General features: G+C 62.3%; 22 protein-coding genes. 10 read left to right on the forward strand and 12 right to left on the reverse strand.

Annotation, left to right across the window (positions count from 1 at the left end; genetic code table 11):
- Positions 1 to 13 precede the first annotated feature (13 nt).
- Positions 14 to 637 carry a TetR/AcrR family transcriptional regulator gene (locus ACODSO_RS15795; protein ID WP_489037668.1) on the reverse strand — a complete coding sequence of 208 codons (624 nt, stop codon included), beginning with the start codon at positions 635 to 637 and terminating at the stop codon, positions 14 to 16.
- Between the two features lie 238 nt (positions 638 to 875).
- On the opposite strand from ACODSO_RS15795, the gene ACODSO_RS15800 reads away from it, so the two are divergent.
- A complete protein-coding gene (locus ACODSO_RS15800) occupies positions 876 to 1817 on the forward strand; it encodes a metal-dependent hydrolase (protein WP_489037670.1) in 942 nt (313 codons plus the stop codon).
- Positions 1817 to 2977, forward strand: coding sequence for a hypothetical protein (locus ACODSO_RS15805; RefSeq protein WP_489037672.1), 1161 nt, complete (start codon positions 1817 to 1819; stop codon positions 2975 to 2977). Before ACODSO_RS15800 ends, ACODSO_RS15805 begins: the two co-directional genes overlap by 1 nt.
- Before the next feature lie 176 nt (positions 2978 to 3153).
- Here the strand turns inward: ACODSO_RS15805 and ACODSO_RS15810 are convergent, their stop codons facing one another.
- A complete protein-coding gene (locus tag ACODSO_RS15810; RefSeq protein ID WP_489037705.1) occupies positions 3154 to 4008 on the reverse strand; it encodes an adenylate/guanylate cyclase domain-containing protein in 855 nt (284 codons plus the stop codon).
- 1082 nt (positions 4009 to 5090) lie between these two features.
- Between ACODSO_RS15810 and ACODSO_RS15815 the strand changes: the two genes are divergently transcribed.
- Positions 5091 to 7427, forward strand: a complete 2337-nt coding sequence (locus tag ACODSO_RS15815; RefSeq protein ID WP_489037674.1) for a heavy metal translocating P-type ATPase — start codon at positions 5091 to 5093, stop codon at positions 7425 to 7427.
- Between the two features lie 55 nt (positions 7428 to 7482).
- Here the strand turns inward: ACODSO_RS15815 and ACODSO_RS15820 are convergent, their stop codons facing one another.
- On the reverse strand, positions 7483 to 7677 hold the full coding sequence (locus ACODSO_RS15820; RefSeq protein WP_489037676.1) for a hypothetical protein: 195 nt from the start codon (positions 7675 to 7677) through the stop codon (positions 7483 to 7485).
- 124 nt (positions 7678 to 7801) lie between these two features.
- Positions 7802 to 8752 carry a GlxA family transcriptional regulator gene (locus ACODSO_RS15825; protein WP_489037678.1) on the reverse strand — a complete coding sequence of 317 codons (951 nt, stop codon included), beginning with the start codon at positions 8750 to 8752 and terminating at the stop codon, positions 7802 to 7804.
- 164 nt (positions 8753 to 8916) lie between these two features.
- Between ACODSO_RS15825 and ACODSO_RS15830 the strand changes: the two genes are divergently transcribed.
- Together ACODSO_RS15830 and ACODSO_RS15835 are read left to right on the forward strand one after the other, a co-directional pair.
- Positions 8917 to 9561 carry an isochorismatase family protein gene (locus tag ACODSO_RS15830; protein ID WP_489037680.1) on the forward strand — a complete coding sequence of 215 codons (645 nt, stop codon included), beginning with the start codon at positions 8917 to 8919 and terminating at the stop codon, positions 9559 to 9561.
- 34 nt (positions 9562 to 9595) lie between these two features.
- Complete coding sequence (locus ACODSO_RS15835; RefSeq protein ID WP_489037682.1) at positions 9596 to 10501, forward strand: HNH endonuclease; 906 nt, start codon at positions 9596 to 9598, stop codon at positions 10499 to 10501.
- Between the two features lie 42 nt (positions 10502 to 10543).
- Here ACODSO_RS15835 and ACODSO_RS15840 read toward each other — a convergent pair whose 3' ends face one another.
- Positions 10544 to 11767 carry a VWA domain-containing protein gene (locus ACODSO_RS15840; RefSeq protein ID WP_489037684.1) on the reverse strand — a complete coding sequence of 408 codons (1224 nt, stop codon included), beginning with the start codon at positions 11765 to 11767 and terminating at the stop codon, positions 10544 to 10546.
- 259 nt (positions 11768 to 12026) lie between these two features.
- On the opposite strand from ACODSO_RS15840, the gene ACODSO_RS15845 reads away from it, so the two are divergent.
- Together ACODSO_RS15845 and ACODSO_RS15850 are read left to right on the forward strand one after the other, a co-directional pair.
- Positions 12027 to 12464, forward strand: coding sequence for a hypothetical protein (locus ACODSO_RS15845; RefSeq protein ID WP_489037686.1), 438 nt, complete (start codon positions 12027 to 12029; stop codon positions 12462 to 12464).
- Between the two features lie 237 nt (positions 12465 to 12701).
- Complete coding sequence (locus tag ACODSO_RS15850) at positions 12702 to 12860, forward strand: hypothetical protein (RefSeq protein ID WP_489037688.1); 159 nt, start codon at positions 12702 to 12704, stop codon at positions 12858 to 12860.
- A 5-nt stretch (positions 12861 to 12865) separates the two neighbouring features.
- On the opposite strand, the gene ACODSO_RS15855 is transcribed toward ACODSO_RS15850, so the two are convergent.
- The 3 genes from ACODSO_RS15855 to ACODSO_RS15865 all read right to left on the reverse strand — a co-directional run bounded on the left by ACODSO_RS15855 (position 12866) and on the right by ACODSO_RS15865 (position 15445).
- Complete coding sequence (locus ACODSO_RS15855) at positions 12866 to 13213, reverse strand: hypothetical protein (RefSeq protein ID WP_489037690.1); 348 nt, start codon at positions 13211 to 13213, stop codon at positions 12866 to 12868.
- A 193-nt stretch (positions 13214 to 13406) separates the two neighbouring features.
- Positions 13407 to 14573 (reverse strand): serine hydrolase domain-containing protein, encoded by a 1167-nt coding sequence (locus ACODSO_RS15860; RefSeq protein ID WP_489037692.1) that lies wholly within the window; start codon positions 14571 to 14573, stop codon positions 13407 to 13409.
- 440 nt (positions 14574 to 15013) lie between these two features.
- Positions 15014 to 15445 (reverse strand): HIT family protein, encoded by a 432-nt coding sequence (locus ACODSO_RS15865; RefSeq protein WP_489037693.1) that lies wholly within the window; start codon positions 15443 to 15445, stop codon positions 15014 to 15016.
- Positions 15446 to 15562: 117 nt separating this feature from the next.
- Here ACODSO_RS15865 and ACODSO_RS15870 point away from each other — a divergent pair, with 117 nt between their 5' ends.
- A complete protein-coding gene (locus ACODSO_RS15870; protein WP_489037695.1) occupies positions 15563 to 16501 on the forward strand; it encodes an ADP-ribosylglycohydrolase family protein in 939 nt (312 codons plus the stop codon).
- Positions 16502 to 16962: 461 nt separating this feature from the next.
- On the opposite strand, the gene ACODSO_RS15875 is transcribed toward ACODSO_RS15870, so the two are convergent.
- From ACODSO_RS15875 to ACODSO_RS15885, 3 genes are read right to left on the reverse strand one after another with little or no spacing between them, the layout of a single operon-like run.
- Positions 16963 to 17448 (reverse strand): hypothetical protein, encoded by a 486-nt coding sequence (locus ACODSO_RS15875; RefSeq protein ID WP_489037697.1) that lies wholly within the window; start codon positions 17446 to 17448, stop codon positions 16963 to 16965.
- Positions 17449 to 17454: 6 nt separating this feature from the next.
- Complete coding sequence (locus ACODSO_RS15880; protein ID WP_489037699.1) at positions 17455 to 18732, reverse strand: hypothetical protein; 1278 nt, start codon at positions 18730 to 18732, stop codon at positions 17455 to 17457.
- Complete coding sequence (locus ACODSO_RS15885) at positions 18729 to 19034, reverse strand: DUF7162 family protein (protein ID WP_231912526.1); 306 nt, start codon at positions 19032 to 19034, stop codon at positions 18729 to 18731. Before ACODSO_RS15885 ends, ACODSO_RS15880 begins: the two co-directional genes overlap by 4 nt.
- Positions 19035 to 19337: 303 nt before the next feature.
- On the opposite strand from ACODSO_RS15885, the gene ACODSO_RS15890 reads away from it, so the two are divergent.
- Together ACODSO_RS15890 and ACODSO_RS15895 are read left to right on the forward strand one after the other, a co-directional pair.
- Positions 19338 to 24245, forward strand: a complete 4908-nt coding sequence (locus ACODSO_RS15890; protein ID WP_489037701.1) for an AAA domain-containing protein — start codon at positions 19338 to 19340, stop codon at positions 24243 to 24245.
- Positions 24242 to 25933 (forward strand): DEAD/DEAH box helicase, encoded by a 1692-nt coding sequence (locus ACODSO_RS15895; RefSeq protein ID WP_489037702.1) that lies wholly within the window; start codon positions 24242 to 24244, stop codon positions 25931 to 25933. Before ACODSO_RS15890 ends, ACODSO_RS15895 begins: the two co-directional genes overlap by 4 nt.
- 325 nt (positions 25934 to 26258) lie before the next feature.
- Here ACODSO_RS15895 and ACODSO_RS15900 read toward each other — a convergent pair.
- A partial coding sequence (locus tag ACODSO_RS15900) for a DNA/RNA helicase domain-containing protein (RefSeq protein ID WP_489037703.1) occupies positions 26259 to 26871 on the reverse strand: 613 nt, incomplete at its 5' end.

Consider the following 26871-nt stretch of genomic DNA (forward strand, 5'->3'; position numbering starts at 1 on the left):
TGGACCTCGAGGATTAGGCGTGGGGAATTGGATGTGTCGCAGTGTGCCGTGGAGCGACGACCGGCCCCAGCCAGCGTTGCAAGTAGCGTCGAAGGTCGTGCTCGTTTCGGGGCGGGTTTCCCGGGGAGATGAAGAACGACTGCATTATTCGCAGTTGATGTTCGACGAGTCCGTGCAGGCCTTGCTCGTCGTAGCCGTGGTATTCCCAGTCGACGTCGAAGCGCCTGATCATGGTCATGCCGAAAATGATGGCTTCCTCCGAGGCGACGCCCTCGGCGTGTGAGTGTGCGCCCGAAAGCATGATGGCCAGTTGGGGGGTTCTGGGAACGTCGCCGAGTGTGTAGATGACGGCTTCGATGACGGCTTCGGCCGGATCTTCGATGCCATGCACGTGATCGGTGAGGCGATCGAGGAAGGCGCCTACGGAGGCGATAGCCGCGGCACGAAAAAGTCCCTCGGCGGTAGGGAAGTATCGGTAGACAGTTTGCCGGATGACACCGAGAGAATTCGCGACGTCGGCGATGGTGACCTCGCCGCCCGTGCTGCTGATGAGCTCGACCGCAGTAGCAACGATCCGCCGCGCGGCTTCTTCGTCGCTCTCAGGAGGTGTCCCACCCCAACCGCGCCTACGTGCCACTTCGGTTCGTCCTCGTTTCTCCTGGTGGGCTCCGGTGTTCGTCGCTGGAGGTCCGAGACTATCGCGAATGAAGGTGCCGCTGTGGCACAGCTCCTTTCGGCGCCTCAGCTCAGCCAGTGGGAGATTCCAAATTAACATACATAGCGACGCCATCGTGTATGTTTGTCTCTTGTTGCGGTCTCATCTCGCCACCCTCTGAGACCTTCGCCCCTACGCCAGCAAGGATGAGGTGTCGCGCATGACTGATCTTCAGCCCCGGAAGATGGACTTCGGATTCCAGGACGAGGACGTCCCTTTCCTGTGGAACCCGCAGAACCCGGCGTGGTCGAGCATGTCGAACGCGGTCTCTTTCCTGGCGATCGGTTTCGAGAAGATGATCGTGAAGGCGATCATCCAGTCCAAGTCGACGATGAAGGATCCTCGGATCGTGGAAGAAGCCATGGCCTTCATGCGTCAGGAGGGGCATCACTCGACCGCTCATCGGCAGCACGTGAAGGCGCTGATCAAGCAGTATCCCGGGCTTCAGAACACCCTCGACGCGGTGCTCGGTGAGTACGACCTCCTCACCGAGGCGACCCCGTTGAACTATCGACTCGCCTATACGGCGGACCTCGAGGCGACGTTCACCCCGGTGTTCAAGCTGATGCTGGACAACGAAGCTACGTTGTTCGCGCCGGGTGACGACCGTGTCGCATCGCTGTTCCTCTGGCATTTCGTAGAGGAAGTCGAGCATCGCAGTTCTGCGCTCATCATCTTCGACGCGCTCGTGGGTAGCGAGATCTATCGAATGCGGATGGCGCCGTCGATTTTTGCCCACGTGATGAAGGTGATTCGGATCGCTTGTGCGGGATTCAACCAGCATGTGCCGCTCAAGGACCGCAAGGTCGATTCACTGTCGATGTTCGCTTCCCATCGGGGAAAGCAGAAGCTCTTCACATTCTTCGCGCCGTATCTGAGCAAGGGGACGATGCCGCGAGCGTTCGACGGCCTGCCTCTCGGTGAACAGTTGGCTGCCCTCTCGGGTGCCGTCCGGAGTCAGATGCCCCGGCACAAACCCGAGCACGAAAAGCTACCTGTGTTCGCCGACGAGTGGTTCAAGCGTTATGACGAGGGCTACGACTGCACACGCTGGTACACCGCTACCCGTTCCGATCGATCGGTTGGGCTGAGGACCATCTGATGTCGGATTCCTGCACACCTACCTTCGATCAGCTCTCGACCGCGCTAGGTTTCTCCTGCGGCGAAGCCGGCGGACTGTTCGAGCTTCGCAGCCCGTTCGGGTTGGAGAACTGGACCCTGCCGGTGCTCGAGCTCATGATCGTGCTCGGGTCGGTCCTCGCGCTCGTGTACGCGATCGTGCGCCTACGTCGCCACGGTGACCCCACCAACGTGGTTGTGTGGTTCGGCGCGACGGCTTACCTGTTCATCATCGAGCCGCCGCTGTACTTCCCGGCGGCGTTCGGGATCGAAGCGCATGTCGACACGATGTTCGCGCACAATCTGTTCACCGTCGAATTCATGTGGGGGCGACTCCCGCTGTACATCGTCGCGATCTATCCACTGATGGCGACGATGGCCTTCGAGATCGTCCGGATGCTCGGCGTGTTCCGCAAGTGTGGCGTGATCCTCGGTGCCGTGTGTGTCGGATTCGTCCACCACGCCTTCTACGAGATTTTCGATCACCTTGGCCCCCAGTTGCGGTGGTGGGAATGGTCGACCGACAACCCGATGAACCAACCGATGTTCGACGCTGTCCCGATACCGAGTGTCGTGGTGTTCGCCGCCCTATGGCCGATGTCGCTGGCCTTGTGTGTCCAGTTCTTCGTCGGCCGTCAGGTCGACCAGGGGCGACGTTTCACCGGTCTCGAATTGGTTTGGCGCACAGTGGTGATCGGCCTGCTGGCATCCGTGGGCACGTTCGTCCTGCCGATTCCGGCGACCGTCTTCGGTATGGGGAGCGACACTGTCCGTGGTGTCCTCTACCTAGCCGAGCTCGTTGTTCTGGCGCTCGTGGCGATCCCAATCCTCATCCGCCGATGGCGTGCACTACGGGTTGGCGAATCGGGCGAGCCGGTGTATTCCAACGGGTTCGTCCGTGTCTACAGTCTGGTCTACCTGGGCACGATGGCCATCCTGTGGGCGAGTGCGCTGCCGGACTATTTCTCCGCCGTCGACGGTGTCACCGACAACGGCGATCCGATCGGCAACCTCTGGTACACACTCGCATGCTTCTTCATAGCAATCGCTTGTGTCGCAGCAGTATTCACGATCCCGCGGACAAGCTCAACCGGCCGACACACCGAACCGGACAGCGCAACCCAGCCTCACGTCGACGTGTGACCAGTGAGGGGTGACCGACCAGGTGGCCCATCGGGGATGAGGTCGACGTGACGGTCGTAGCGACAGCGAGTGAACCCGGTGATGGACGGGTTTCGAGCGATCGTCTGGGGCTTTGCCTCGCCGGCCCTATCGCTTGAAAGGTCCATCCACGCCATCTGATCGTATGGATGGACCTTTCAAGCGGTCTGTTGGTCGTCCGTCCGCCGCTCGGGCAATCGATCCGACAAGCTCAGCTCGACCGGATACAACTGAAATCTGCCTTTCATACCCTTGAGTGCAACTTCGCGCGGAGTGCCCAGCGATATGTCGTATGCCTCGCCGAGTGCGTCGCGGACCGGTTCGCTGACCAGAATTTCGCCGCCTTCGGCCTGGCCCGCGACCCGCGCTGCCATCGCCACGTTCAGCCCGAAGAGGTCGTCGCCCCGGCGCACCGAGCTGCCCACGTGAACACCCATGCGCACTCGGATGTGGTTCCATCGATCTGGGTTCTCGCTCAGAGCCTCTTGCACTCGGATACCGCAGCGGATCGCTTGGCCGGCGTCGGAGAACGCGATCATGAAGCCGTCGCCCTGATTCTTGACGACGTGGCCGCCATGGATTTCGACCTGCTTGGTGATCAGCCTGTTGTGCCGTTCGAGCAGCTTCATCCAGCCGCGGTCGCCCAACTCCTCGTTGCGCGCGGTGGATCCCTCGATGTCGGAGAAGACGACGACGATATCGCCGTCAGCTGTCATTCTCGCGAGGTCGGGGCGCTCGACCTTCGCCCAGCCCGCCAAGTCTTCGACGGAGTTGCGCACCGTCGCGCCGATCCCCTTGTTGATCAGCGAGTCCGCTGTCTGAAACGCCGTTCTGATCGCGAACGGGGCGACCCCGCGTCGTCGACGCCGACGGCCCTTGTCGGCCAGGACGTGTTCGAGTTCGCGTCGCGTTCCCGTCAGCTGTCTGCGGGTTACGACGAGTAGTACGCCGAGCGCGACGATTGCCGCAAGCTCTACTCCGGCTGCGATTATCCACAGGGTCACATCGTTCATCATCGTCCGAACAGATTACAGCTGCGCACCGAATAGCCAGGTGCGCGCTGAAAAGCTGACAATCAGCCGCGCACCTGACAAATTCGAACGCGTCTGCGCGTTCCTTAAGAGCTCCCGAAGAACGGAACCCCATACGGTGCACGAGGTGGTGGTGGCGGGGCACTGGGGGACCAGTGGTGATACCACTGCCAGTCCCCGTGGTGGTGGCGATGGTCGTCCCATACCCACACCCAGTGGCCACGTCGGGCGTCGCAATTGCCCCACTGCCACTGCCCGCGGTTCTGTTGCCACTGCCACGGACCACTTCGATCGCAGTCGTGGTGTCCTCTCTGCGCGACCGGCGTGACCGGGTCGGCGGCGGCTGGAACGGTGACGAGTCCGACCGGCAACACGGTCAGCGATCCGGCCACCAATACTCTCGCCACTAATTGGCGCACGGTAATGCTCGACATTGCTGGATCCCTCCTGTAGCTCTGAAGCGACCGAGGTGTGAGCGCCCTAAGTTCGAGCAGGACTGCTGTGGGTCTGGCTCACAGGCACAGCTCTCCAGTTTTTCGTTCCTGGTCCGATCGTGGTCGGATTCTGGCTCGTGGCAACGTCGTTGGGCGGTCGACGTCTCAGGCGTGGGCCTCGAAACGAGCATGCGCACCCATTGGATTCTACGCAAAAACAACAAGATTGGCGGTCCGATCCGGTGCAATAGTCGTGCGGCTACGAAATCGTGATCGGTCGTCCCGTTGATCTCATCTCGGATACACGGGCGACATCTATTGCAACGCACTATGTTCGACGCCTGTGCTGCGGAATCTTCGGATACGGGGAGCGGTTACCGCAACGGCTCGGTTACAGAGACTTTCGCAATTGGATTTCTCGCGAATTCTATTCTCCCGAAGGGGAACAAGTGACGAAATGCCCTAGTGGGTGAGGATCTTTTCCTCTTGTGTACCAGTCTCGAGTGAGAGTGAGCGCAATTCGATCTGCCGACGAGTACTGCGTGGGTCCTTCGGCCCTTTCACCATCGCGGTAGGTGCGTCACTATCGGGATGCGCTGGACAGGTCACGAGATTGGGAGGGCCACAGGAATGAAGCCGAAGCGTCCCGGACGGGAACGGTTGCGCCGTGCAGTCGAACCGATCCTGCTGGCCGTGACCCTTGGTGCTCTGCTCGCCGGAGGAATCGCGTGGATTCTCGACGCGGACGCCGTCGCCGACGCCTGCTGGATTGCTGGAACCGTCTTCGCGATCGTGCCCGCCGCCTGGTGGGTGATCGACGCCGTACGCCGTGGTCGTGTGGGAGTCGACCTCATAGCACTGCTCTCGTTGGTCGGTACCCTGCTGGTCGGCGAGTACGTAGCGGGGGCGCTCATCGGCGTCATGCTGGCTTCTGGTCGGGCACTCGACACAGCTGCCGAACGCCGCGCCACCAAGGATCTGCGCTCGTTGCTCGACCACGTCCCACACACCGCCCGCCGGCGGGTCGGCGACGAGGTGCAGGTAGTACCTCTTGACGATGTTGTTTCCGGAGAGGTTCTCGTCATCGGCCCGGGCGAAGTGGTGCCCGTCGACGGATGGGTGACCTCGTCGGTCGCAGTGCTCGACGAGTCGGTGCTCACCGGCGAATCGATGAACGTCCAGCGCAAGAGCGGGCAAGCTGTGCGCAGCGGAGTAGTCAATGCCGGATCGGCGTTCGAACTGCGCGCTCGCGCCACGGCGGCGGAGAGCACCTACGCCGGCATCGTGCGCTTGGCCCGGGAGGCCGCAGCCGAAAGCGCTCCGGTGGTGAGGCTCGCGGACCGGATGGCCGCATGGTTTCTGCCGTTGGCTCTTGCCGTCGCCGGGCTCGCCTGGTTGGCCAGCGGCTCGGCTACCAGAGCTGTGGCGGTGTTGGTCGTCGCAACCCCGTGTCCGCTGCTGCTCGCTGCGCCCGTCGCGATCGTGTCGGGCCTGTCCCGAGCCTCTCGCATCGGCGTCGTGATCCGTAGCGGCGGGGCGCTCGAGAACCTCGGCCACGCCACCACCCTCGTGATGGACAAGACCGGCACGTTGACGACCGGCCGGCCCACCAGCGGCGACATTGTCACAGCTCCGGGGCGCGACGCGGTCGAAGTGCTCAGGCTTGCAGCATCCGCAGACCAACTGTCCCCGCACGTGCTTGCCGAGGCAATCGTGCAGGAAGCGAAGATGCGTGGGCTGCCACTGTCGATGCCCACCGACGTCGTGGAGGAGGCGGGGGCAGGAGTGGCGTCCACAGTCGATGGTCAGCGAGTCACGGTCGGCACTCTGGACCTGGGCCCAGATGCGCCGGCCTGGGCGCGTGCAGTGCTCAACCGGGCTGCACTCGACGGTGCAGTGATCGCATGGGTGACCGTCGGCGGTGACCTTGCCGGGGCGCTGTTGCTGGCAGATCCACTGCGCCGCGACGCATCCCGAACGTTGCGGCGACTGCGTTCGGCCGGTTTGAAACGGTTGGTGATGCTCAGCGGGGACCGACGCGAACCCGCGGAGGCCGTCGGGGCGATCCTCGGCCTGGATGACGTGTACGCCGAGCAGACTCCCGCAGGCAAGGTTGCCGGTGTACGCGCGGAACGAGACTCCGCGGTGACGATAATGGTCGGTGACGGCGTAAACGATGCGCCTGCCCTTGCTGCCGCGACGGTCGGGGTGGCGATGGGCGCGCGTGGTTCGACGGCAAGCTCGGAGGCCGCGGACATCGTGCTCACCACGGACCGGTTGGACCGTCTTGCCGACGCCATGGAGATTGCGCGACGATCCCGCCGTATAGCTGTGCAAAGCGCAACGGTCGGCATGGCATTGTCGTTGGTTGCCATGGGATTTGCCGCGTTCGGGCTGTTGCCGCCGGCGGCGGGTGCGCTGCTGCAGGAGGGTATCGACGTGGCGGTGATTTTGAACGCGTTGCGTGCACTGCGCGACGATCCGGCGCGGACGGTGGCGCTCACCGACGACACCGCAGAGATGCTTCATCGATTCGCCAACGAGCACGACGAGATGCGAGAAGAACTGTCGATTCTGCGGCAGACCGCGCAGCTGATCGCGACCGGAGGCCTCGATCAAGCCCACGTGTCACTGCGCCGCGTCGACGATTTTCTCTTCGAGACTCTGCTGCCGCACGAGCAGGCCGAGGACAAACAGCTGTATCCGGCCCTGGCCGGACCATTGGGCAGCGGAGAGGCGACCGCAACGATGAGTCGGATGCACGCCGAGATCGACCGGCTCAGCCGCCGCCTGCGCACTCATCTGGAACAGGCGGATGCCGCTGGGGGACTGAGCGCCGATCAGTCGGACGACCTGCTGGCGTGCCTGTACGGCCTGTACGCGTTGCTGCGACTGCACTTCGTGCAGGAAGAGGAGAACTACTTCACTCTGACAACCGAGGAAGCGAGCACCGCGGACACAGCGTGATTCGGATCGGGAGCAGGCCGGAATAGCGGGAACGACCGTGTGTATCGGTCTGTGGTCACTGCGCCAGCGAACCGAGGGCCTGGTAGACCAGAAAGGCCGGCCACACGAACGACTTGAGGATGGCCACGATGTGTTCGCCGAGACCTTCGGCTGCGTTCCACCAGAAGATCAGGCTGCCGATGCCGCCGAAGAAGTACACCGCCTCGCCTCCGGTTCCTGGAGCGCAGCGTGTTTTTGTGGTCTCGGACATGGTCTCGTTCCTTACGGGTCGTTGTCATTCACGCCGGTGGGGTAGCGCTGTGCACGCTAGCGTCTATCGATACCCGCAGGTGGGAGTAGGGCACAGAGTCACTTGCCGACGATCCGATCGGCACCTAGCTATCACCCGTGAACTGCTTTCGGTATGCAGAGGGGGCGACCGCGAATGCCGACGTGAAGTTCTGTCGAAACGTCACTGCGCTGCCGAAACCGCATGCTGCGGCGACATTCTCGATGCTGCGTGTTGTGGTCTCCAATAGCGTTCGGGCTTCGTTCAATCGTTGCTCGAGCACCCACCGTGCCGGGGTGGATCCCGTCGCACTCTGGAATTGCCGGATGAAGTTGCGACGGCTCATCCGTGCTCGGTCGGCGAGGCGCTCGATCGGCAGCGGTTCGTGCAGCCGCCCGAGCGCCCATTGCATGACATCGGCAATGGTGGTGTCGTTGGCGGCCGTGGTCACGGGGCGTTCGATGTACTGCGCCTGCCCGCCGTCTCGGTGCGGGGCGACGACGAGGCTACGGGCGACGCGGGTGGCTGCAGCGGACCCGAGGTGCTTGCGGACGATGTGCAGGCAGGAATCGATCGACGACGCTGTGCCTGCGGACGTCATGACGTCTCCGTGGTCGATGTAGAGCACGGATTCGTCAGTGTCGGTATGCGCGTTGCGTTCGCGGAGTTCGTCCATCTTGGTCCAGTGGGTGACGGCGGCCCGGCCCGCGAGCAGGCCGGTGTCGGCGATCGCGAACGAGCCCAGGCACAGCCCGGCGATCTCGACGCCTCGCTGGTGCGCTGTGCGGAGTTGGGCGGACAAGGCGTCGTCGATCGGCGGCAGAGTTACCGGCCACGATGGAACGATGACGATGTCGGCCCAGTCGACGACGCTCGGATCTGCGATGTCGCCGAGTGTGTAGCCCTCCTCGGTTCGAATCGAGCCCGCACGGTCGGACCACAGCTTCGTTTCCCAGTCTTGCGCCAGGCCGAGGCGGGTGACTTCGCCGAACACCATCAGTGGGGCGGCGATGTGGAACATCGTGATGTCGTCGAATGCGTACAGCGCGATTTTCATGTTCGGCTCCCTCAGTGGCACGAACAAGTGCATCCAGGTGCACTCAACCGCGCCACTAGTTGGCGTAAATCCATCGAAAGTATGCATCCGTGCCACTCGTGGATGCAAGAGTGAGCACGAAAGATAGGAACCGAGCACTTTCCACCCACGATCAGGAGACCACAATGACTGCACCGCGCCGCGCACTCATCGTCATCGACGTCCAGCAGGAGTACTTCGAGGGAGTTCTGAAGATTCAGTACCCGCCTCGCACCGAGTCGCTGGCGAATATCGTCAGTGCGCTCGAAGTCGCTGCCGCGCACGACCTTCCCGTCGTCATCGTGCAGCACGAGATGCCCGAGGGAGCGCCCGCGTTCGTCAAAGGAACCCCGACGTTCGAACTGCACCCGGATATCGAGGCGCAGCTGCAGCCGTCGTGGAAGCGCGTCGTGAAGAAGTACGGCAGCGTCTTCGCCGGCACCGACGTCGCCGACTGGTTGAAGGCCGAGGGCGTCGAAATCATCACCATCGCGGGCTACATGACCAACAACTGCGATCTAGCGACCGCCGCGGATGCCGAGGTCCTCGATGTGACCGCCGAGATCCTGTCCGACGCCACCGGTGCGATCAACCTCTCGAACGAGGCCGGAACCGTGTCGGCAGAGCAGTTGCACAAGGCGCTGATGGTTCTCTACCACTCGAACTTCGCAGCGGTGGCCACCACAGCGGACTGGACCGAAGCAGTCAAGTCCGGGAGTGCTTTGCCGTCAAGCAATCTCGTCGTCTCGGCCGCGCAGGGCAACGAGGCTGTGGGCGCTCCGAGCGCATAGGGCACAATACCGACCATGAGTGGTGCGGTGTCGCGTGGCCAGTGATCTCGATACTCGGCTGCGCGACGCCGCGATGGACTGGCTGAAGATCCGAACCAACGACGGTTTGGAGTCGATCAGCTCGAATGATCTGCTCGATTTCCGTTTCGACGGTGAGCCGTTTCGCCTGATGGATCCTCAGCGCGGCATCCGGAAGCCCAAGGAGTTGGCGGCGGCGTTGTCCATTCGGACGGTATATCGCCCAGATGGCGCCAAGCGTCCGTACGAGGATGAGATGGGCGACGACGGCCTCCTGCGCTACAAGTGGCGAGGGGAAGATCTCGATCATCCAGAGAACCGCGCGTTGCGGTCTGCGATGGAGTTGGAGCTGCCGCTGATCTGGTTCTTCGGTGTCGGTGTAGCCATGTATCAACCGATCTTTCCGGTGTACCTGCTTGCGGAGGAACCGGAGCGGCTTCAGTTCGTCATCATTCCCGGTGCGATCAGGGGACTCGTCGACGTCACTTCTCCTGCAGAGAGTCAACTTCGACGCTACGTGATGGCTGAGAGCAAGCGTCGCCTGCATCAGCCGGTGTTCCGGGCGACCGTCATGCGCGCGTACGAGACGCGGTGCGCTGTCTGCTCTCTCGCGCACGGCCAATTGCTCGATGCCGCACACATCGTTCCGGACTCCGATGAAGCTGGAATCCCCACGGTGCGTAATGGTTTGGCGATGTGCAAAATCCATCACGCTGCCTACGACGCCCACATTTTGGGGGTGTCCCCGGATTACATCGTCAAGATCCGGGCCGATCTGCTCGACGAAATCGATGGCCCGATGCTGCAGTACGGCCTCAAGGAACGTCACGATCAGAAGCTGATGGTGCTGCCGTCGGTCAGGGCTCAGCGGCCGGATCGGGATCTGTTGAGCATCAGCTACGAGCGATTTCGGTCAGCGTAGCGGTCATACTTCCGGTTGTGTCCGGCATGTCCGGCGGGGGAGTCAGTCGATGATGCCGGCTTCCCGTGCAGCCCGAACCCAGTCCGGGAACTCGGAGAGAATTCGCTCGTAGAGGTCGGCATCGGAGATCGCGTCGATGTCGTCGAGCGCGAAGAATCCGGCGTTGTCGACCACGCGGCCGTCCATCGTGTCGAGCCTCTCCAGAACCCCGTAGTTCGCTTGTCCTATGCCGACGAACTGCCAGAAGATCGGCGCCTTCGCGGCCATGCGCATGAAGGTGGCTATCGGACCACGATTCTTGAAGCCCCCATCGGTGAAGAAGAAGACCAACGTGGGCTGACGCGAATCCACGTTCGACAGAATGTGATTCATGATCGGCAGTTCGTCGTTCGAGTTGCCGATCGGCGTGTAGTCGACGCCGCCGTGGGTGCCGGTCAGGTGGAGGTAGGTCGTGGACCACTGCTCGCTGTCGACAACGGTGATGTCCGGCAAGGCGACGAATAGCCGCGCGTAAAGGTAGGGCTCCAGTTGTCCGTCGTCGTCGATCTGAGTTGCGACAGCAACCATTCGCTCTACGACGCGATGCACGACGCCAGTCGCGTACTGCTTCTTCATCGAGCCGGTCTTGTCGATGACGAGTATGACGCGGGCGCGGAGTCCGACGGCGTTCTTGGTCAGCAGAACCTTGTGCACCTGCGTCTTGCGCATATCGAGCTTCTCGCGTTTGACCATCGACAGCTTTTCCTCGCCCGCCACTGATCGCACGGCAGGTTCGTCATCGACGGTCACTCCATGTTCGCGTACCAGATCAGCGAATCCACGATCCCAGCCGGCGCTGACGTTGCGTACCTTCCACTGGCCGGCACGCCGATAGATTTCGATGAGTACGGCCGCGGTCTCCGTCGTCAAACCAGTTGCCGGTCCTTCGATTCCGGCAACGGGGATCGATGCGGCCAGGTTCGGAAACTCGGACAACGTCCGGGACTCCGACGCGACGGCGACGACGATGGTCTCGATGCCATCGGGAACCCGCGTTAAATCCACCGACAGCGTCGACGACGAAGTCAGCGTGATGGCGCCTTCGGGGGAGGCGGGTTGGTTGAAGAATACGAAGTCGGCGTCGGTGCGCACTGTCCGCGCGTCGTTCACCTGGAAGGCGAGGAGGTCGACGCCGTCGGCGCCCGCTACGGAGACCTCGAACGCTGTCGTATTCAGGGGAGCGTTCGCTCCACGGGCCAGGACGAGTGCGTCGGTCACGGTCAGCATTCAACCATCGTCGATGCGAACCCACCGTTCTTATCGCAGCGTTGACGCGCCTCGGAACACATCGATCAGCGGGACCCGGCTATTTCGACGAGTTCAGATCACCGGAGGCATTCATCAGAACAAAGTCAACGCGGTATGGCTACCGCCACGTGCTTCGCGGACTCGGGCGCTCCATCGCTGCACTAGCCACCCTTCGTGGATCAAGGTGGATACACCGTATTGGTCGATCAACTGCGCGTGACCGCCGTCCACCGAGGCCTTGGCTGCCCACAGAAAGGTCGCCATCAAGGACACGCCGACGCCTGGCGCGTCCGGTCATCCGCACCACGATCCGGCTCTGCTCGACCGGCCTGGCTCCATGCACTCGATTGCGGACGACACCCGGGGCGGGTTCGATTCGTTCATTGCCAAAAAGCGCGAGCAGGACGGAGATACCGTCGTCACCTTCGCGCAGTTCGACGATCAGTACGAGCTGGTCTACAGCGCGCAGCCCATCGGTACGGTACCGCCGCTGGTGCTACAACCACGTGGGACAACTGCTCTTTACGACGCGATTGGCCGGCTCATAACCGACATCGGCGCTGAGCTTTCGGCGCAGCCCGAGGACGGGCGTCCCGATTCCGTCACCGTTCTCGCGATGACCGACGGGCACGAGAACGCGAGTCAGGAATGGACAATGCTGCTGTCCGCCAACTGATCGGGCAGCAAGAGCGGGACTATCAATGGGACTTCGTGTTCCTCGGATCCAACATCGATGCCGTCGGCGTGGGCACCGACTTGGGGTTTGCTCCGGACAAGTCGATGACGTACGTGTCGACGACGGTCGGTGTCACTGCAGCATTCGATTCGGTTGCGAGCTACCAGCGCCTGCGACGTTGGCGCGACCGAGTTCGCAAACTCAAATCTGAGTCCCGGCGGTCTCGAGTACTTCACATTGAGTGTCGACGCGATCGCCCAAGAAATCATGTATCGGAATGTCGACCTGGACTCGATGGAGATGTTCCTGACTGCTGGGGTGGGTGATCTGTCCTTCCAGTTGTCGGACTCGGCACTGAACCGCATCGCGGTACGAGTGGGACAACTGAAGGGGTGACCCGATCAGAACGGGTTGTAGATCGAGATCGACCGGAAGCTATCCTCTGACGAACCGGTTGGGATCACGACCGACTCCAAGTTGTGATCGGTTCCGCTGGGATCTGTCTGCCAGCAGTAGCCCTGACCGTGAAAGCTCCAGCAGTAGATCGGCTGATTGGTTCCGAACGGGCTGATGATGATTGGGGCGTCACCTCGTGATCCATAGGCTGCCGGATCGAACGCGCTTACGTAGTACTCGGTCGAGTTCGAGGTGAATGGAGAATCATAAATCCCCTCGGCGGAGGCAGGTGTGGCGGCCAACGCCGTCGCACCTACCGCCACGGCAGAGGCGGCGAGAATCTTCTGCAGCATTCGTGCTCCGATCGTCGAGGGCCCCGGCCCAGTAGGTATGAGATCGACAGGGGCTCGGACCTTGTTACCGCGTGCCTCGTGCGCGAACTGATTCCGGCATGCGGCAGGTATCTCGGCGGTACTCGATGCGATCGAATTCTCTGGATTTGGTGTGACGAGAGCAGTAGAGCTCGAAGCTCAGTAGTCCACCGACTCAACTCACGGCTGTTTGCAGGCCCTCCGCAACTGCTGGAGCGGGGAACTGGTCCTTGCCGTCGACCTTGAAAGTGTTGTCGCTGTTGGTCAGAACGATGACGGTCGTGTCGAGGTCGTAGTTGTGGGACAGGTTGCTGTTGTATCCGGGGATGTCACCGTCGTGGCCCCACCATCCGTTGCGATCCCCGATCCCGATGCCGTACCCGACCGTCGCGGTCATCGGGGGAATGTCGTGGATGATGGAGTCTCGACGAAGCTGCTGAGTTGCTGCATCGAGAACGCCTTCGCCGGTGAACAGGGCGTGAGCCCATTTCGTCAGGTCGTCCAGGGACGAGATGACGGCGCCAGCGGTGAATGCGAACGACGGATTCCAGTTCGTCGAATCGACACTCTGCCCGGGCGGCTGGTTTTGATCGGTGGATCCATCCAGGTGAGGATCTCCGATCTCGGTGGACCCGCCCGGAAAGGATGTGGCGGACATGCCAAGCGGTTCGAACAGACGCTCCTCGAACACCGCGTCGATGGGCTGGTCGAGAACTTGCTCGATGACCATGCCCAACAGGACGTAATTGGTGTTCGAGTAGGCCCACCCATCACCAGGAGCGAAGTCCGGGGGTAGCGGCTTGACGGCATCGACGAGTTCCTGCGGCGACCAGGCGTATTCGGGGTCAGCGAAGTACTTGTTGACGACCGCGTCGGAAGCGGTGTAGCTGGGAATGCCACTCGTCATGTCGGCGAGCTGTAGCAGCGTGGCTGTGTCACCGTTCGGAACGCCGGGCACGTACGTGCCGATTGTTTCGTCGAGCGAGAGCTTGTCCTCCTCGACCAACTGAAGCAGGACGGTCGCGGTCATGGTCTTGGTGAGCGAACCGATGCGGGTCAGATCGGATGATGTCGGAGTCTCCGATCGACCCGTGCCGACGGTTCCAGAAGTCCCCGTCCATGTTCCGGCTGGCGTCGCCACCATCGCGATGACGCCGGGGAAGCCCGCTGCCGCTCGGGAATCGTCGAGCACAGTCTGAAACGCCTCGGTTTCGGACGCCTCGATGGTCTGCGAGGTCGACGGCGCAGACGCAGGTTCCTCCGTTTGCGAGCAGCCGGATGCAACCAGGGATACGGCGGCGGCTGCAGCGACCACCGAGAGAAGCCGTGATGCGAAGTTCATGCTGGTCTCCGTCGATCAGGGGCGATTGATGGTGCCATCGATCCAGTCGAACCCACTGGCTGAACACACGCGCCGCCCTCGTCGTGCTTGCCGGTGCATAACAGTGTAGGGCAGGTGGCCTGCGCAGAGGGGCGAGTCCGCTGTTTCGCGCTTGTGCTTCATTGAACTGCTTATCTGTACTGTCAACCGTGGTTTGGAAAGTAGTTGGGCTCCATGCCCCGTGCTGGTGGTGTCACGCCGACGACGGATTTGCGAAGGGTGCAGGAACATTCCCCAGTCAGCGTGTTCTTGGCCTTTCTGGAGGTCAGACGGGATTTCAGTGAGGCGGCTGACCATGAACTCTGCGGGTGCGTGAGCCGACATCACGAGTCGATGTCCGACGAGAGGTTCTCTGCAGCAGTTATATTGACACGTCGGTGTCAATCCGGGTTAGCGAAATGTCAACCGTCCAGGGCGGTGAACAGCCGATTGCCCAGAGTGGCGATCGCCTCCGCGTCGCCTGGGGTTCCCGGTTGCCAGGGCAGCACCAATCGGTCCTTGGTCTTGTCGACGTATCGCGGAATCACGTGCAGGTGGAAGTGGAACACTGTCTGCCATGCGTCGGCGCCACAGCAGTTGAGCAGGTTCACTCCGTCTGCGCCGAACTCCGACACCGCTGCCTTGGCGATCCGCTGCGCTGCCAGGGTGACTGCGGCCAGGTCGTCGGCCGGGATCTCGAACAGATCTATACTGTGCCGCTTGGGAATGACCAGTATGTGACCGTCCGAGGCGGGGTTGATGTCCATGAAGGCGTACGTCGTATCGTCCTCGGCCACTTTCACGCTCGGGACGTCGCCGCCAACGATGCCGCAGAAAAGGCACTGATCGCTCATGGTCAGGGAGTCTAGTTCTCGGCTGCGACTCATGGCCGTTTACCCTGCGACGCGGGATCGGGACGTACGCAGGTGCAGCAGAGGATTTGAGTCGGTCGTGTCATATAGCCTCTGCGCATGACACGCGAGCGCACTGCTGAACAGCTTGACCGAGCGGTGGGGACAATCATCGCTTCAGCCGCAGGCGATGCGCTGGGTGCGGGCTATGAATTTTCTATTCCTGCACCCGACGCTGTGATTGGCATGATCGGCGGAGGCCCTTTCGGGTTCGAGCCAGGGGAGTGGACCGACGACACCTCGATGTCGATTGCGGTGGCGGACGCGGCGGCGGCTCGAGAAGATTTGCGCTCTGAGTCTGGCCTGGACTCGGTGGCTGCCGGATTCATGCGCTGGTTCGCTTCGGAGCCGAAAGACATCGGGAATCAAACGAGGACGGTTCTGTCCGCCAATCCCACTTCGGCGGCTGATATGGCCGCTGCGGCCAAAGGGGTCGTGGGGTTGACGGGAGGGAACGGTTCTCTGATGCGAACCTCCCCTGTCGCACTTGCCCACCTCGATGATGAGCAGGCGTGTGTCGCTGCCGCGCTTGCTGTCAGTGACCTGACCCATTCGGATCTTCGTGCAGGACAAGCGTGCCAACTGTGGTCCTACGCGATTCGTCATGCTGTGCTGTTCGGGTCGTTCGACGGGGTGCGGATGTACCTCAGCGGCGTCGACGGTGAACAACGTGACTATTGGACGAGGATTCTCGACGTTGCGGAGGCGGGCAGCCCCTCGGACTTCGCCAAGAACGGGTGGGTGGTCCACGCTTTGCAAACGGCGTGGTGGGCAATCTCGACGACTGACGACTCCAGTCCTGATCATCTGCGTGAGGCTCTGGTGCAGTGCGTGCGTGCTGGCAACGACACCGATACAACCGCTGCTATCGCTGGCGGACTATTGGGGGCGAGGTGGGGTGCCTCTGCAGTCCCCGAGGAGTGGCTCGACGTGCTTCACGGGTGGCCGGGGCTCGGACCGGACGACCTCGAAGCGTTGGCTCTGAAAGCCGTTCAGTAGGAATGGGTCCAGGGACCCCTGCGGCCGATCAAGATGGTCTTCGTGCTCACCGATCGCTATTCTATTGCCGCGCAATGGGAGCAGGTCGCCGAGGCTCTCACCGGGTCGTTCCAGCACCGCACGATCAGAGCGGTTCGAGTTCGTTGAGGGCACGGCAAGGCGACCAGGCGGTACCGCATAGTAGATCCACCTGCTGCAAACGACGCGCGGTCGCCCACGTTTGATCTGAGTCCCGGCGGTTGTCGGTGCGATATGGGACTGTGGGGTCTGGTTGGGGAACCGAACGGATCGACAAGGGGAGTCCCGGTGACCACGAGCGACTGATCCTAGCGGAAAGTTCTGTGCGCCGACATGTTTCGTACTTGACCTGGCACCAGAAGGAGGTTTTCGTCGCGGGGTGACCGCCGGGTACAGGGTTTGATACGCGAATTGGCCTTCCGCGTGATGTAACCCCCATGTTCTCAGGTGGTGAATAACTCGATATGCACGTAACGGGTCTGGTCGTCGCGCTCGTCGACCACAATATTGCGAATCACGCGTTCGTTCTCGGAATTGAGGAAGCGGTCCTGCGCTTTGAGCACCGAGGGCGACGACGCGAGGTCCGGTCCGGCAATTACCTCGTCGAACGGTGCCGAAGCAGCAATCAGCGGTGCGTCGAACTCCGAATGATCCAACAGCGCTGCGAAACCGTCTGGGTCAGTTTCGATCGCTAATTCGAACCGCGTGTCGAGAGAGGCCTCAGTCCGGGCATCCAGAACGACGTCGTCCGGAGCGAGCGTGATTCCGCCGAAAGACGTTGCTTCCGACATGACGTCCGCCGGCGACGCTGATTCACGGACACTGACGGTGCGATCCGTGGCGTCACTTCGCGTTGTGCACCCCGTAGTGGCGGCGATGAGTAACAACGCAACCAGCAGTCGACGTGCGCGGATGTTCGCATGTTTCATCGTGTTCTATCGTTCCGGATCTGATCGTTGGCCATTCCGACTGTCCGGTGCAGACGGTAGATCCAGAGTGCTGTTGTTGGGGACAACCGGTCCGTCGTAATGGAATGTGCTTCCAGACCCGGAGATATCGAATTCCTGCGCCAAGCCTGCGTTGTGCAGGCTACCCATTCGTTCGTCGCTGATGGTCACTCCATCCGTGCCAGGTATGTCGAACGTAGTCGTCTTCGTGCCGTCCCAGTTGTAGCGATCGAAGACATGGGTTTGGTAGTCGACAGTCACTGTTGGCTCTGCGCCCGGTGTACTGGGCGGATACACAGTGGCGATTCCGGTCACTGACTGCTCGATGCCTCCCATGGCGTAGAACCAGTCCTTGCTGTCTTCTGGTCCGATGTACACACCTGTCCAGTCGGACTGAAATGGAACTGGAACCCCGTAGGTGCCATCTGAGGCTGCGTGGGTGGAAATGCGGTTGACTTCTGCGCTGACTAGTTCGTTGGTCGTCTGCTGAACCTTTGGCACGTCACGCTGGATCTCGTCAGGATCGACCCTTGATTCAACACCCGAGTTGTCGAGGTAATGCCGCAGGTTCTTGGCGGCATGCGTCCAACCACTGAGTTCGGCGGCATCAGCGGCTTTCTTCACTAGCTCGCTGAACAGAAGGTCGTCGCCTCGGCTGTACGTCGGTTGAGAACCGTGCGGTCCCTGGCCGCCGTCGGACGGTGGTGCAGGCTTCGGACTTGGTACGCCTGGAGAGCTTGTGTCGGCTGGGGTCGGCAATTCTGAAGCCATCTCTGCTACCCGCTGCGCAATGCGGCGGTCGATATCCGTGAACTCGTTGTAGGCCTGGGTGATCTGTTCTTGCCACCGATACAGATCAGCTGCGCTGACCGAAGACTCGGGATCGCCAAAGGAAGACGAGTCTTCGGACAACACCACTTGCCAGTCATCGGACACGGAGAACCCATCGGAGCCTGCACCGCTCGCAAGTTGGAGCACTTGGTCACGAGGAAATTCAAGTTCATTCGCAGCGGCGCGAGCAGCTGTGGCCAGTCGTCCGCCGATATCGCGCATGCGGTTCGCGTTGTCGCAAACTCGGACAGCCCGATCAAAGGCAGCCCTTTGGGCATAGCCAGTCCAAGAGCCGTTGAGATCCATGCCGTCGATGTCGCGCAGGAGCCCGCTGAGCAGTTCGCCCAACCGGTCCATTGCCTTGTCCAACTGCGTGCCCGAGTCTCTGGAGGTCCACAACTGCCACTCGTTCAGCTGAGGTCGGGTTGGGGTCATATCGGACGCTCCGAAGCGGCAAGCAAGACCGAGGATGTCATTTCAGACGTTCGGTAGTCGACGGCGCTCGCACTGATCGCGGCCGATAGCTCGTGCAATTCTGTGACCACTACCGTCAGAGCTGCATCGAGAGCCTCGGCTGCGGTAGCTAGGGCTGGGCCGCAGTGCGATCCTGGTAGAGCATCTGTCGCCGGCGTGAGGTGGCCGACGGCGCTCATGGTTGCAATTTCAGTTGTGACAGCACTGAAGTGATCAGCCAGTGTTCGAACAGCGTCAGGATCTACGCGTAGTTCTCTAGACATGAGCCCCCCAGCCCCATGGCCGCGTCATATCCGGCCGTTTGTCGGACAGTACCCCAAGGGGCTTGGTGGCCTCGGCTGATGGCGGCTGCCATGGTCATTCGAACGAATGAATTCTGCGAGCCCTCTGCCCGCCTGTTCCCAGGATTTGACCGGGTCGATTCACGAACGGCGCAGATGGGGCCACATTCGTACTCCGCCGGCAAGTTGACCCGTGGTCTCGACGAGACTGCGCGCTCACGAACCCTGTCACCCACTCCCTATAGGTTGAGCCCTGATCGAGTTAGTTCGAAATGTGAGGATTCGATGTCGGCTACAGATGACAGTGAGCTCCGGGGACGCGTAAGGCGCCTGCTCGAGTTCTTGCGCGAAACGGTCGGCGCCCAGTCGAAGCCGATTCGCCAGTACGGCACCGATGCCCGCGTCGAGTGGCTCTTCGACGACGCCCGACCCCTCGACGTCAACACCGACGTCGCACCCGGTGACGTGGCGGTTCGCATCCCACGCACCAGCATCGAGCAGCCTCCTGGCCTTCCTGCAGAGCTCGAGAAGCACATAGACGAGAGCGCCACCCCACCTACCGTCGCAAAACAAGCACCCGCCGAGGCCCACGACTGGCTCCAGGAATGGACCACCTGGTCACTCGACGACCGCGAACGCCGGCCCTTCGCCGAACTCTTCCGATCCGTCGACCTCATGCTCCACGACCTCGGCACCCAGCCCGAGTCTCTCGAACTCGTCATCGCCTCCGGCTACCTCGACGCCACCATCGGCGACCAACGGGTTGCGACGCACCTCATCACGCAGCAGGCCAGCATCAGCCGCGAGGACTCCACCGGCGACCTCCTCGTCACCGTCGCACCCGCCAGCAGTCCGCGCCTCGAAGATGTACAGATCCTGTTCGACCTGCCCGGCTTCGACCGTGCCGGCTCGAAGTCCCTGCACCGGAGCCTGTCCGAACTGGTCTCGTCCTCGCTGTCCGCCGACATCCCGCGGCTCCTCGGCCAGTGGGCCACCGCGGCGCTGAAGCAGCCGTTGACCGTCATCGCCGACCACGACAAGCCCGTCAGCTCCACCGCCGACACCCTGCGGATGTCGCCGGCCCTCGTCCTGCGCAAGCGAGGCTCCTACGCCCTCGCGTCGTACTACGAGGCAATGCTCGCAGCGCTGGACGCGGGGGCACCCGTGCCCGTCGGGCTCTCGCAACTCGTCGAGACCCACGAAGACAACACCCGCCGCGACTGGCTCGAATCCCACGTCAGCGACACCCCCAGCGCCGAACCGCTCTTCCCGCTGCCCGCCAACCGCGCCCAGGCCGGCATCTACAACCGCGTCATGAACGACACCGGCGTCGTCGTCGAAGGCCCACCCGGCACCGGCAAAACCCACACCATCGCAAACCTGATGTCCGCGTTGATGGCTCAGGGCCAGCGCATCCTCGTCACCAGCGAGAAAGCCCAGGCGTTGCGCGTCCTCAAGGACAAACTGCCCGCCGAACTACAGGACCTCTGCGTCTCCGTCACCGACATGGCGCGTGGGGGATCGGCCGAGCTCGACGAGAGCGTCTCGACCATCGCCACGCGCAAGGCCGCGTTCGACGCCACCGAATCAGCCCGCAAGATCCGCTCCCTCGCGGCCAAGCGGATGGGCACCAAAGAACGTCGCTACAAGCTCACCAAGCAGATCGGCCTCGCTCGATCCTCGGAAGCAGAGATCCGCACGTTCTCGCCGACGTATTCAGGAACCCTCGCGTCGATCGTCGCCACGCTCAACTCCCAGCAGAGCGAACTCGGCTGGATCCCCGGCCCGCTGCACACTGAGGCTGTACCCGTCGACAACGCAGTCTTTGCCTCGCTGTTCACGGAGAGCCAAGAACCGAGACTCCCGACGGCCGAGGAGATCCGATCGCTGTTCGCCCGCGCCGGAACTGCCTCGGGATCGATGTTCGACGACATCGATCCGATTCAGCTGCAGTACATTCTGCCGTCGGCGCAAGCCCTCACCGACCGGGCACGAGCCATCGAGTCCCTCGGTCCGGACTATGCAGCCCTGGCCGACGGGATTCTGTCCGGCGCGCTGGGCACGTTGTGGTCCCGCGCGCAGACCGTCTCCGCGATGCTGTCGGTCGCCGTCAGTTCCAATGCCGCAGTGGGGTCCCATCACTTGACGACGCAGGTCGCCACGCGGCAGGCACTCAACGCGTTCGACGCACTTGCGAGGCTCTACGAGAGCGGCTCCTTCGACGCGACGCGCACGTCCAGTGAGCAGGTGGCCGTTGATGGGCTCGATGCACGAGCAACCGTCGATGGCACCGACGCGACCCAGGCCACTGAACTCCGGCTCGTCACCAACCACCTCCGCGCCCTCGTGGCCGTCGACGATGCCGCACACCTGTTGCGCAGCATCGGTATCGAGCTGCCCATCGATCCCGCCGACTCCCGCGAACAGCAGGTCAACACCCTCCACACCGTATGGAACCAGGTGCTCGCGACAGGCAGCATTGCAACGGCACGTGACGAACTCATCGGCGCCCTCGGTGCTGTCGTTCCATCCTTACCGCCGGTCACGACGCTCGCCGAGGCGGTCGCTCTCGCCGACGACATCACCGCGCTGAGCGGTGGCTCCGACGCATCCACCGCACGCGACGAGCTGACCACCCTGGCAGAGCGGCTCTCCTCCGATCCGACAGTGCCCGACGGTCTCGCCGACGCAGTCAGAACCGGCGACATCGACGGCTACGAGCGGCTCGTCAGCTACGTCCAGCCACAGAACAAGAACACCGATCTGCTCGACGCCTTGGCCGAACACGCTCCCACCCTCGCCCGTGCCCTGTCCGAGGACATGACTACCGACTGGACCGCGCTCGCACCCACCTTCACTCGGGCCTGGGCCTGGCGCTGGACCAAGCAGTCGATCGAGGCCGCCCAACTGCCCGACCAGAACGACAATCTCGACGCCGAACTCGATGCTCTCGACGACGAAATCTCCTCTCTGACGGCACAACTTGCAGCTGAGCAGGCGTGGCAGGAATGCCTGCAACGCATGACGAGCCGTGAGGTTACTGCGCTGCGGGCGTATCAGGAGAACATGTCCAACGCAGGCCTCGGCACCAGCAGCCTCGCGCAAAGGTACCGAGTCGCAGCCCGAGCGGCGATGCAGGATGCGCAGACCGTCGTGCCCGCATGGGTCATGCCGATCGCGCAGGTTCTGTCGTCGATTCCGCCGCAGCAGAACGCGTTCGACGTCGTCATCGTCGACGAAGCAAGCCAGGCCGAGATCACCAGTATGTTCCTGATGTGGTTGGCGCCGCGCGTCATCGTCGTCGGTGATGACAAGCAGTGCGCGCCGGCGTCGATCCAGAACTACACTCTGGAATCCGTCATCGAGCGCCTCGACTACTTCCTTCCGGACGTGCCTGTCACAACCCGGATGACGCTGACCCCGCGGTCGAGTCTGTTCTCGATGCTGCGCACCCGATTCGGCGATGCCGTGCGACTACGCGAGCACTACCGGTCCATGCCGGAGATCATTCAATGGTCGTCGACGCAGTTCTACAACGAGCAGCCGTTGGTACCCGTCCGACAGTTCGGGGCGGATCGGCTTGCACCGCTGCGCAGTACGTTCGTCGAGGATGCGAGCACTTCCGGTTCGAGCACACGACTGAGCAACGCAGCCGAGGCAAACGCACTCGTCGACCAGCTAGCGCTCTGCCTCGCCGAACCCGACTACGAGGACAAAACCTTCGGCGTCGTCGTCCTCCAAGGCGCAGCTCATGCTGACCTGATCCGGTCGCTGATCTTCGAGCGCATCCCGTCCGAGCAGATCGACGAGCGACGCATCCGCGTCGGAACACCGCCGGACTTCCAGGGCGACGAACGTGACGTGATGTTCCTGTCGATGGTCATCGCACCTGGCTCGTCGTCGAAGGCGCTGACGACGGACATGTTCAAGCGACGGTTCAATGTCGCCGCGACTCGTGCCCGAGATCAGCTGTGGCTGTTCCACTCCGTCACGGCCGACAGCTTGGCGGCCACCGATCTACGACGGTCACTGCTGTCCTACGTCGAAGCTGCGCCGACGGTTCCGGTCCCCGCGATGCCCGACGCCGTCTCGCCGGATGCACCGCACCCGGACTTCGGTTCACTGTTCGAGCAGCAGGTCTTCCTGGCGCTGCGTGAGCGCGGCTACCACGTCAACCCACGCGTCGATGTCAACGAGATGACCATCGACCTGGTAGTCACCGGCGCCGCTGTCCGGGTTGCGATCGAATGCGACGACGACAGTGCCGTCGACGCTGACGAGCTGCTGAACCGGATGCAGCGCGAGTTCGAACTCCGGCGCTGCGGCTGGCTGTTCCACCGGATCCGGGCGTCGGACTTCGCCCTCGACCGAGAACGAGCACTCGACACCATCACCGAACTCCTCGACTCGGTCGGCATCCTGCCCGACGAGGTGGCCGTGGTCGTCGAGGGATCGGAAACGTCGACGTGGACGCCGATCGCGTTGGTGCGTGATCCCGACGACGCCGAACCCGACGAGGAAGCAGTCGAGCTCGTCAGCGTCGAAGCGCCCGCGCCGTCTCGGACCGTCGAGGTGGATCTCGCGCCGCTGCCAGAGGTCATCGAGACCGTCGACGAGCCCGATGAGACCAGCGACGTCGACGACGCGGCGGTGGACGAGTTCGACGACACCGACGATGCCGAACCGACACCGGTTCGGACGATGCCGCGTGAGGATCTCATTGCGGCCATACGGTATTCGCAGAAGCGCAACAAGTTCTCCGTCGCTCAGACGGTGGAGGACTGCGAGGTCACGCCCGAAGCCGTGCAGGAGGCGTTGGCGGAGATCAAGTCTCGCGACGACGCGTTGAGAGCGTCGAAGAGAAGACCACCTTCTCCGACGTCGGATGTTGTGCCGCGTCGGCAGCGGTCGGCTGGTGTAACTGCCGAGCCGGTCGTGGTCAGCGGAAGCCGTTCGTTGCAAGCCGAATTGGATGCTTTGCCGGTCGCATCGTGGGCCGGTGCGCGCGAGATTGCTATCGCTGCGGCACGTCCGAATGCTCCGTTGACGGTGGAGCGGTGTCAGCGGGTGACGGGGTTGTCGCGGACGAAGGCGGATGAGCTGCTGTGGGATCTGGTCGCTCTCAAGAAGTTGACCAGACGTAAACGTGAAGGTGTCGAGGAATGGGTGCGGCCGCAGGGGTTGACGCTATGACGCAGGTTGCGAACCGGTCCGAGGGGTTGCGGGACTGGCAGAAAGAGGCGTTCGAGAAGTGGGTGTCGTCCGGCTATCGGGCGATCGTCGAGGCCGTCACCGGCACCGGGAAGACACACGTGGGGTTGGCGGCGACGCTCGACTCGGTGAGTCGTGGTCGTCAGGTGTTGGTGGTGGTGCCGAGTATCGATCTGCTCGAGCAGTGGTACACGGCGATGGTGAAGGCGTTGCCGAGTGTGCGAATCGGGCGACGTGGGAATGGGCACAACGACACGTTCCGGCTCTACGACGTGTTGATCACGACGATTCAGTCGGCGATCCGGCCCGGTGCGCCGATGCCGCGCACAGGTGCGTTGCTCGTGGCTGACGAGGTGCATCGTTATGGGGCGGGTTCGTTTGCGAAGGTGCTGATCAATCGGTTCGAGGAGCGGCTCGGGTTGACGGCGACGTTGGAGCGTCAGGACGACGGTGTCGATACGCATCTGATGCCGTACTTCGAGAACCTCGTCAAGGGCTGCGATGCGGCGCGGGGGAGACGTGACGGCATCCTGGCGCCGGTGCGGGTGATGACGGTGGCGGTCCCGTTCTCCGCGGACGAGGCGGCGAAGTTCCAGGACTTGGACGACAAAGTGAAGTCGCTGCGAAACACGTTGATCTACGACTATGGCTGTGCTGCTGAGCCGTTCGGTGAGTTCATGAAGAACGCGGTGGATCTGAGCAAGGAGCGGCATCGGCCCGCGAGTCGGGTGGCGAGTAGGTATCTGTCGGCGTTCAGCAAACGGCGGGCGTTGTTAGCGGACTGCGAGGGCAAGTTGCAGGCGCTGGCAGCGATCACGCCGGGGCTCAAGAAGTCGGAGCGCTCGATCGTGTTCTCGGAGACGAAGGAGTCCGCGGCGAAGGGTGCGGAGGTGCTGAAGGCCGGTGGAGTGGCGGCGCATCAGTATTCGAGTCATTTGGATCGGGTGGGGCGGACGCGGATTCTGAAGCAGTTCCGCAGCGGTGAGCTGACGTCTTTGGTGGCGCCGCGGGTGTTGGATGAGGGTATCGATGTGCCGGCGGTGGATGTCGGGGTGATCATCGCGAGCAGTTCGTCGAAGCGGCAGATGATTCAGCGGATGGGTCGGATTCTGCGGCTGAAGCCTGATGGTCGGCCTGCGGCGTTCGTGATCATGTATGTGGCGGGGACGAACGAGGATCCGTCTCTGGGTGCGCATGAGGCGTTTCTGGATGAGTTGACGGGCGTGGCCGAGGAGGTTGTGGACGTCGATCTTGCCGATGCAGGTGCGGTGTTGGCGAGCTGGTTAATTCAGTCGGCCCCGATTCTGCCGAAGCCGCCGGTGGACCCGACGCCGATCGAGCCGATTGTGATTCCGCAGTCGAAGATGGTGGCGACGACGGCCACTACGGCACGAACTCGGACGGTGAAGGAGATTCTGGCGGAGGCGCAGTACGGGACGCCAGATCAGCTGGACGGGATTCTGCGGTGTATGGCGGCCATCGATGTCCGGGAGGCGTCGGTGTTGATCCGGCGGTACGGGATAGACGGGGCGAAGCCACGCACGGTGTCCCAGGTGGCGGCGGAGATGAATCTCAAGCGCATGCTCATCGAGAGCCTCGAGAAGCGGGGGTTGAAGTCGTTGGAGAGGGAGGCCAGCAGGGTGCTGAATGTGATTGTTGGCCTGCTTTGAACTCCGCGACTGGCTCAGTCCCGCATTCATGGGTCGCCCAAGATTTCCGCGCTCGGTACAAAGCTCCGACGGAGGACCGATGTCCGGAGTCAAGAGATTGAGCGTGCATATCGGCCGCGGTCTTTACCACTTAGGCTGGAGCCATTGGCAAGAATCCGCGTGTCTGCTTGGCTCCTGACGGCTCGGAGTGTCCGCAGTCGCGACAGGTATTCGTAGCGCAGCGCCGTCGAACCTGTCGTGTTCACTGCTTTTGAGGTCAGGTGAAACGCGCACGGTGTAGTTTCGATCTACTGCAATCAGCCGTAAATCGAACAGAGCATGTAAGTCACTTCGTTTTGATCAGCGAGTGAAGGGCATGCCTTGTTTCTGCGTCGGTGGAGTACAGAATGGTGCCGACCATTCCACGAGTTAGAAGTACCTTGTAAATGTTCCGGATCAACAAGTCGACGCGGATGTCGCTGATTTTTTTGGTGTTCTTCAGGTCGGGATCTCGGTTCGCTTCCCGCTTCACGGTGAACCGACCATCGCGCCAAACCAGGTCGGGCCCGAAGATCACACCATTCCAGTCGTACTCGAATCCCTGGGCGGTGTAGACACATCCGACTTGGTTGAACCCGCCATCCTCGGTCGCCCAGAGTGGGGCAGGAGGCGCATCGCCGACTCGCCTGTCACTCTTGCTATTCCAAGGTCGGGACCAATTATCTATCGTGACGTCGTTGACAAGCGACCCGTCGTCGCGGGCGTTGCTCCAACTCCAGCAATACCCAGCTGTCATACGTGCTGAGTAGCCACGCTCGATCTGTTCTGCAAGTAGCTTTTCGAGTTCCTCAGGACTGTCAGCAACTTGCACTTTGAACTGAGGATCGCCAGGCCAGGGGATTGGTGTCCGTGGCCATGAAAAAGTACCCACTGGTGGCCAGGTCGAGGTCCCCACTGGT

It is taken from the genome of Rhodococcus sp. FG69 (assembly GCF_057808915.1).

Bases quoted from the DNA above. Each gene is read 5' to 3' on its own strand.
- ACODSO_RS15800 (WP_489037670.1), top strand. From the start codon at position 876: ATGACTGATCTTCAGCCCCGGAAGATGGACTTCGGATTCCAGGACGAG.
- ACODSO_RS15805 (WP_489037672.1), top strand. From the start codon at position 1,817: ATGTCGGATTCCTGCACACCTACCTTCGATCAGCTCTCGACCGCGCTA.
- ACODSO_RS15810 (WP_489037705.1), bottom strand. From the start codon at position 4,008: ATGAACGATGTGACCCTGTGGATAATCGCAGCCGGAGTAGAGCTTGCG.
- ACODSO_RS15815 (WP_489037674.1), top strand. From the start codon at position 5,091: ATGAAGCCGAAGCGTCCCGGACGGGAACGGTTGCGCCGTGCAGTCGAA.
- ACODSO_RS15820 (WP_489037676.1), bottom strand. From the start codon at position 7,677: ATGTCCGAGACCACAAAAACACGCTGCGCTCCAGGAACCGGAGGCGAG.
- ACODSO_RS15825 (WP_489037678.1), bottom strand. From the start codon at position 8,752: ATGAAAATCGCGCTGTACGCATTCGACGACATCACGATGTTCCACATC.
- ACODSO_RS15830 (WP_489037680.1), top strand. From the start codon at position 8,917: ATGACTGCACCGCGCCGCGCACTCATCGTCATCGACGTCCAGCAGGAG.
- ACODSO_RS15840 (WP_489037684.1), bottom strand. From the start codon at position 11,767: ATGCTGACCGTGACCGACGCACTCGTCCTGGCCCGTGGAGCGAACGCT.
- ACODSO_RS15855 (WP_489037690.1), bottom strand. From the start codon at position 13,213: ATGCTGCAGAAGATTCTCGCCGCCTCTGCCGTGGCGGTAGGTGCGACG.
- ACODSO_RS15860 (WP_489037692.1), bottom strand. From the start codon at position 14,573: ATGAACTTCGCATCACGGCTTCTCTCGGTGGTCGCTGCAGCCGCCGCC.
- ACODSO_RS15865 (WP_489037693.1), bottom strand. From the start codon at position 15,445: ATGAGCGATCAGTGCCTTTTCTGCGGCATCGTTGGCGGCGACGTCCCG.
- ACODSO_RS15870 (WP_489037695.1), top strand. From the start codon at position 15,563: ATGACACGCGAGCGCACTGCTGAACAGCTTGACCGAGCGGTGGGGACA.
- ACODSO_RS15875 (WP_489037697.1), bottom strand. From the start codon at position 17,448: ATGAAACATGCGAACATCCGCGCACGTCGACTGCTGGTTGCGTTGTTA.
- ACODSO_RS15880 (WP_489037699.1), bottom strand. From the start codon at position 18,732: ATGACCCCAACCCGACCTCAGCTGAACGAGTGGCAGTTGTGGACCTCC.
- ACODSO_RS15885 (WP_231912526.1), bottom strand. From the start codon at position 19,034: ATGTCTAGAGAACTACGCGTAGATCCTGACGCTGTTCGAACACTGGCT.
- ACODSO_RS15890 (WP_489037701.1), top strand. From the start codon at position 19,338: ATGTCGGCTACAGATGACAGTGAGCTCCGGGGACGCGTAAGGCGCCTG.
- ACODSO_RS15895 (WP_489037702.1), top strand. From the start codon at position 24,242: ATGACGCAGGTTGCGAACCGGTCCGAGGGGTTGCGGGACTGGCAGAAA.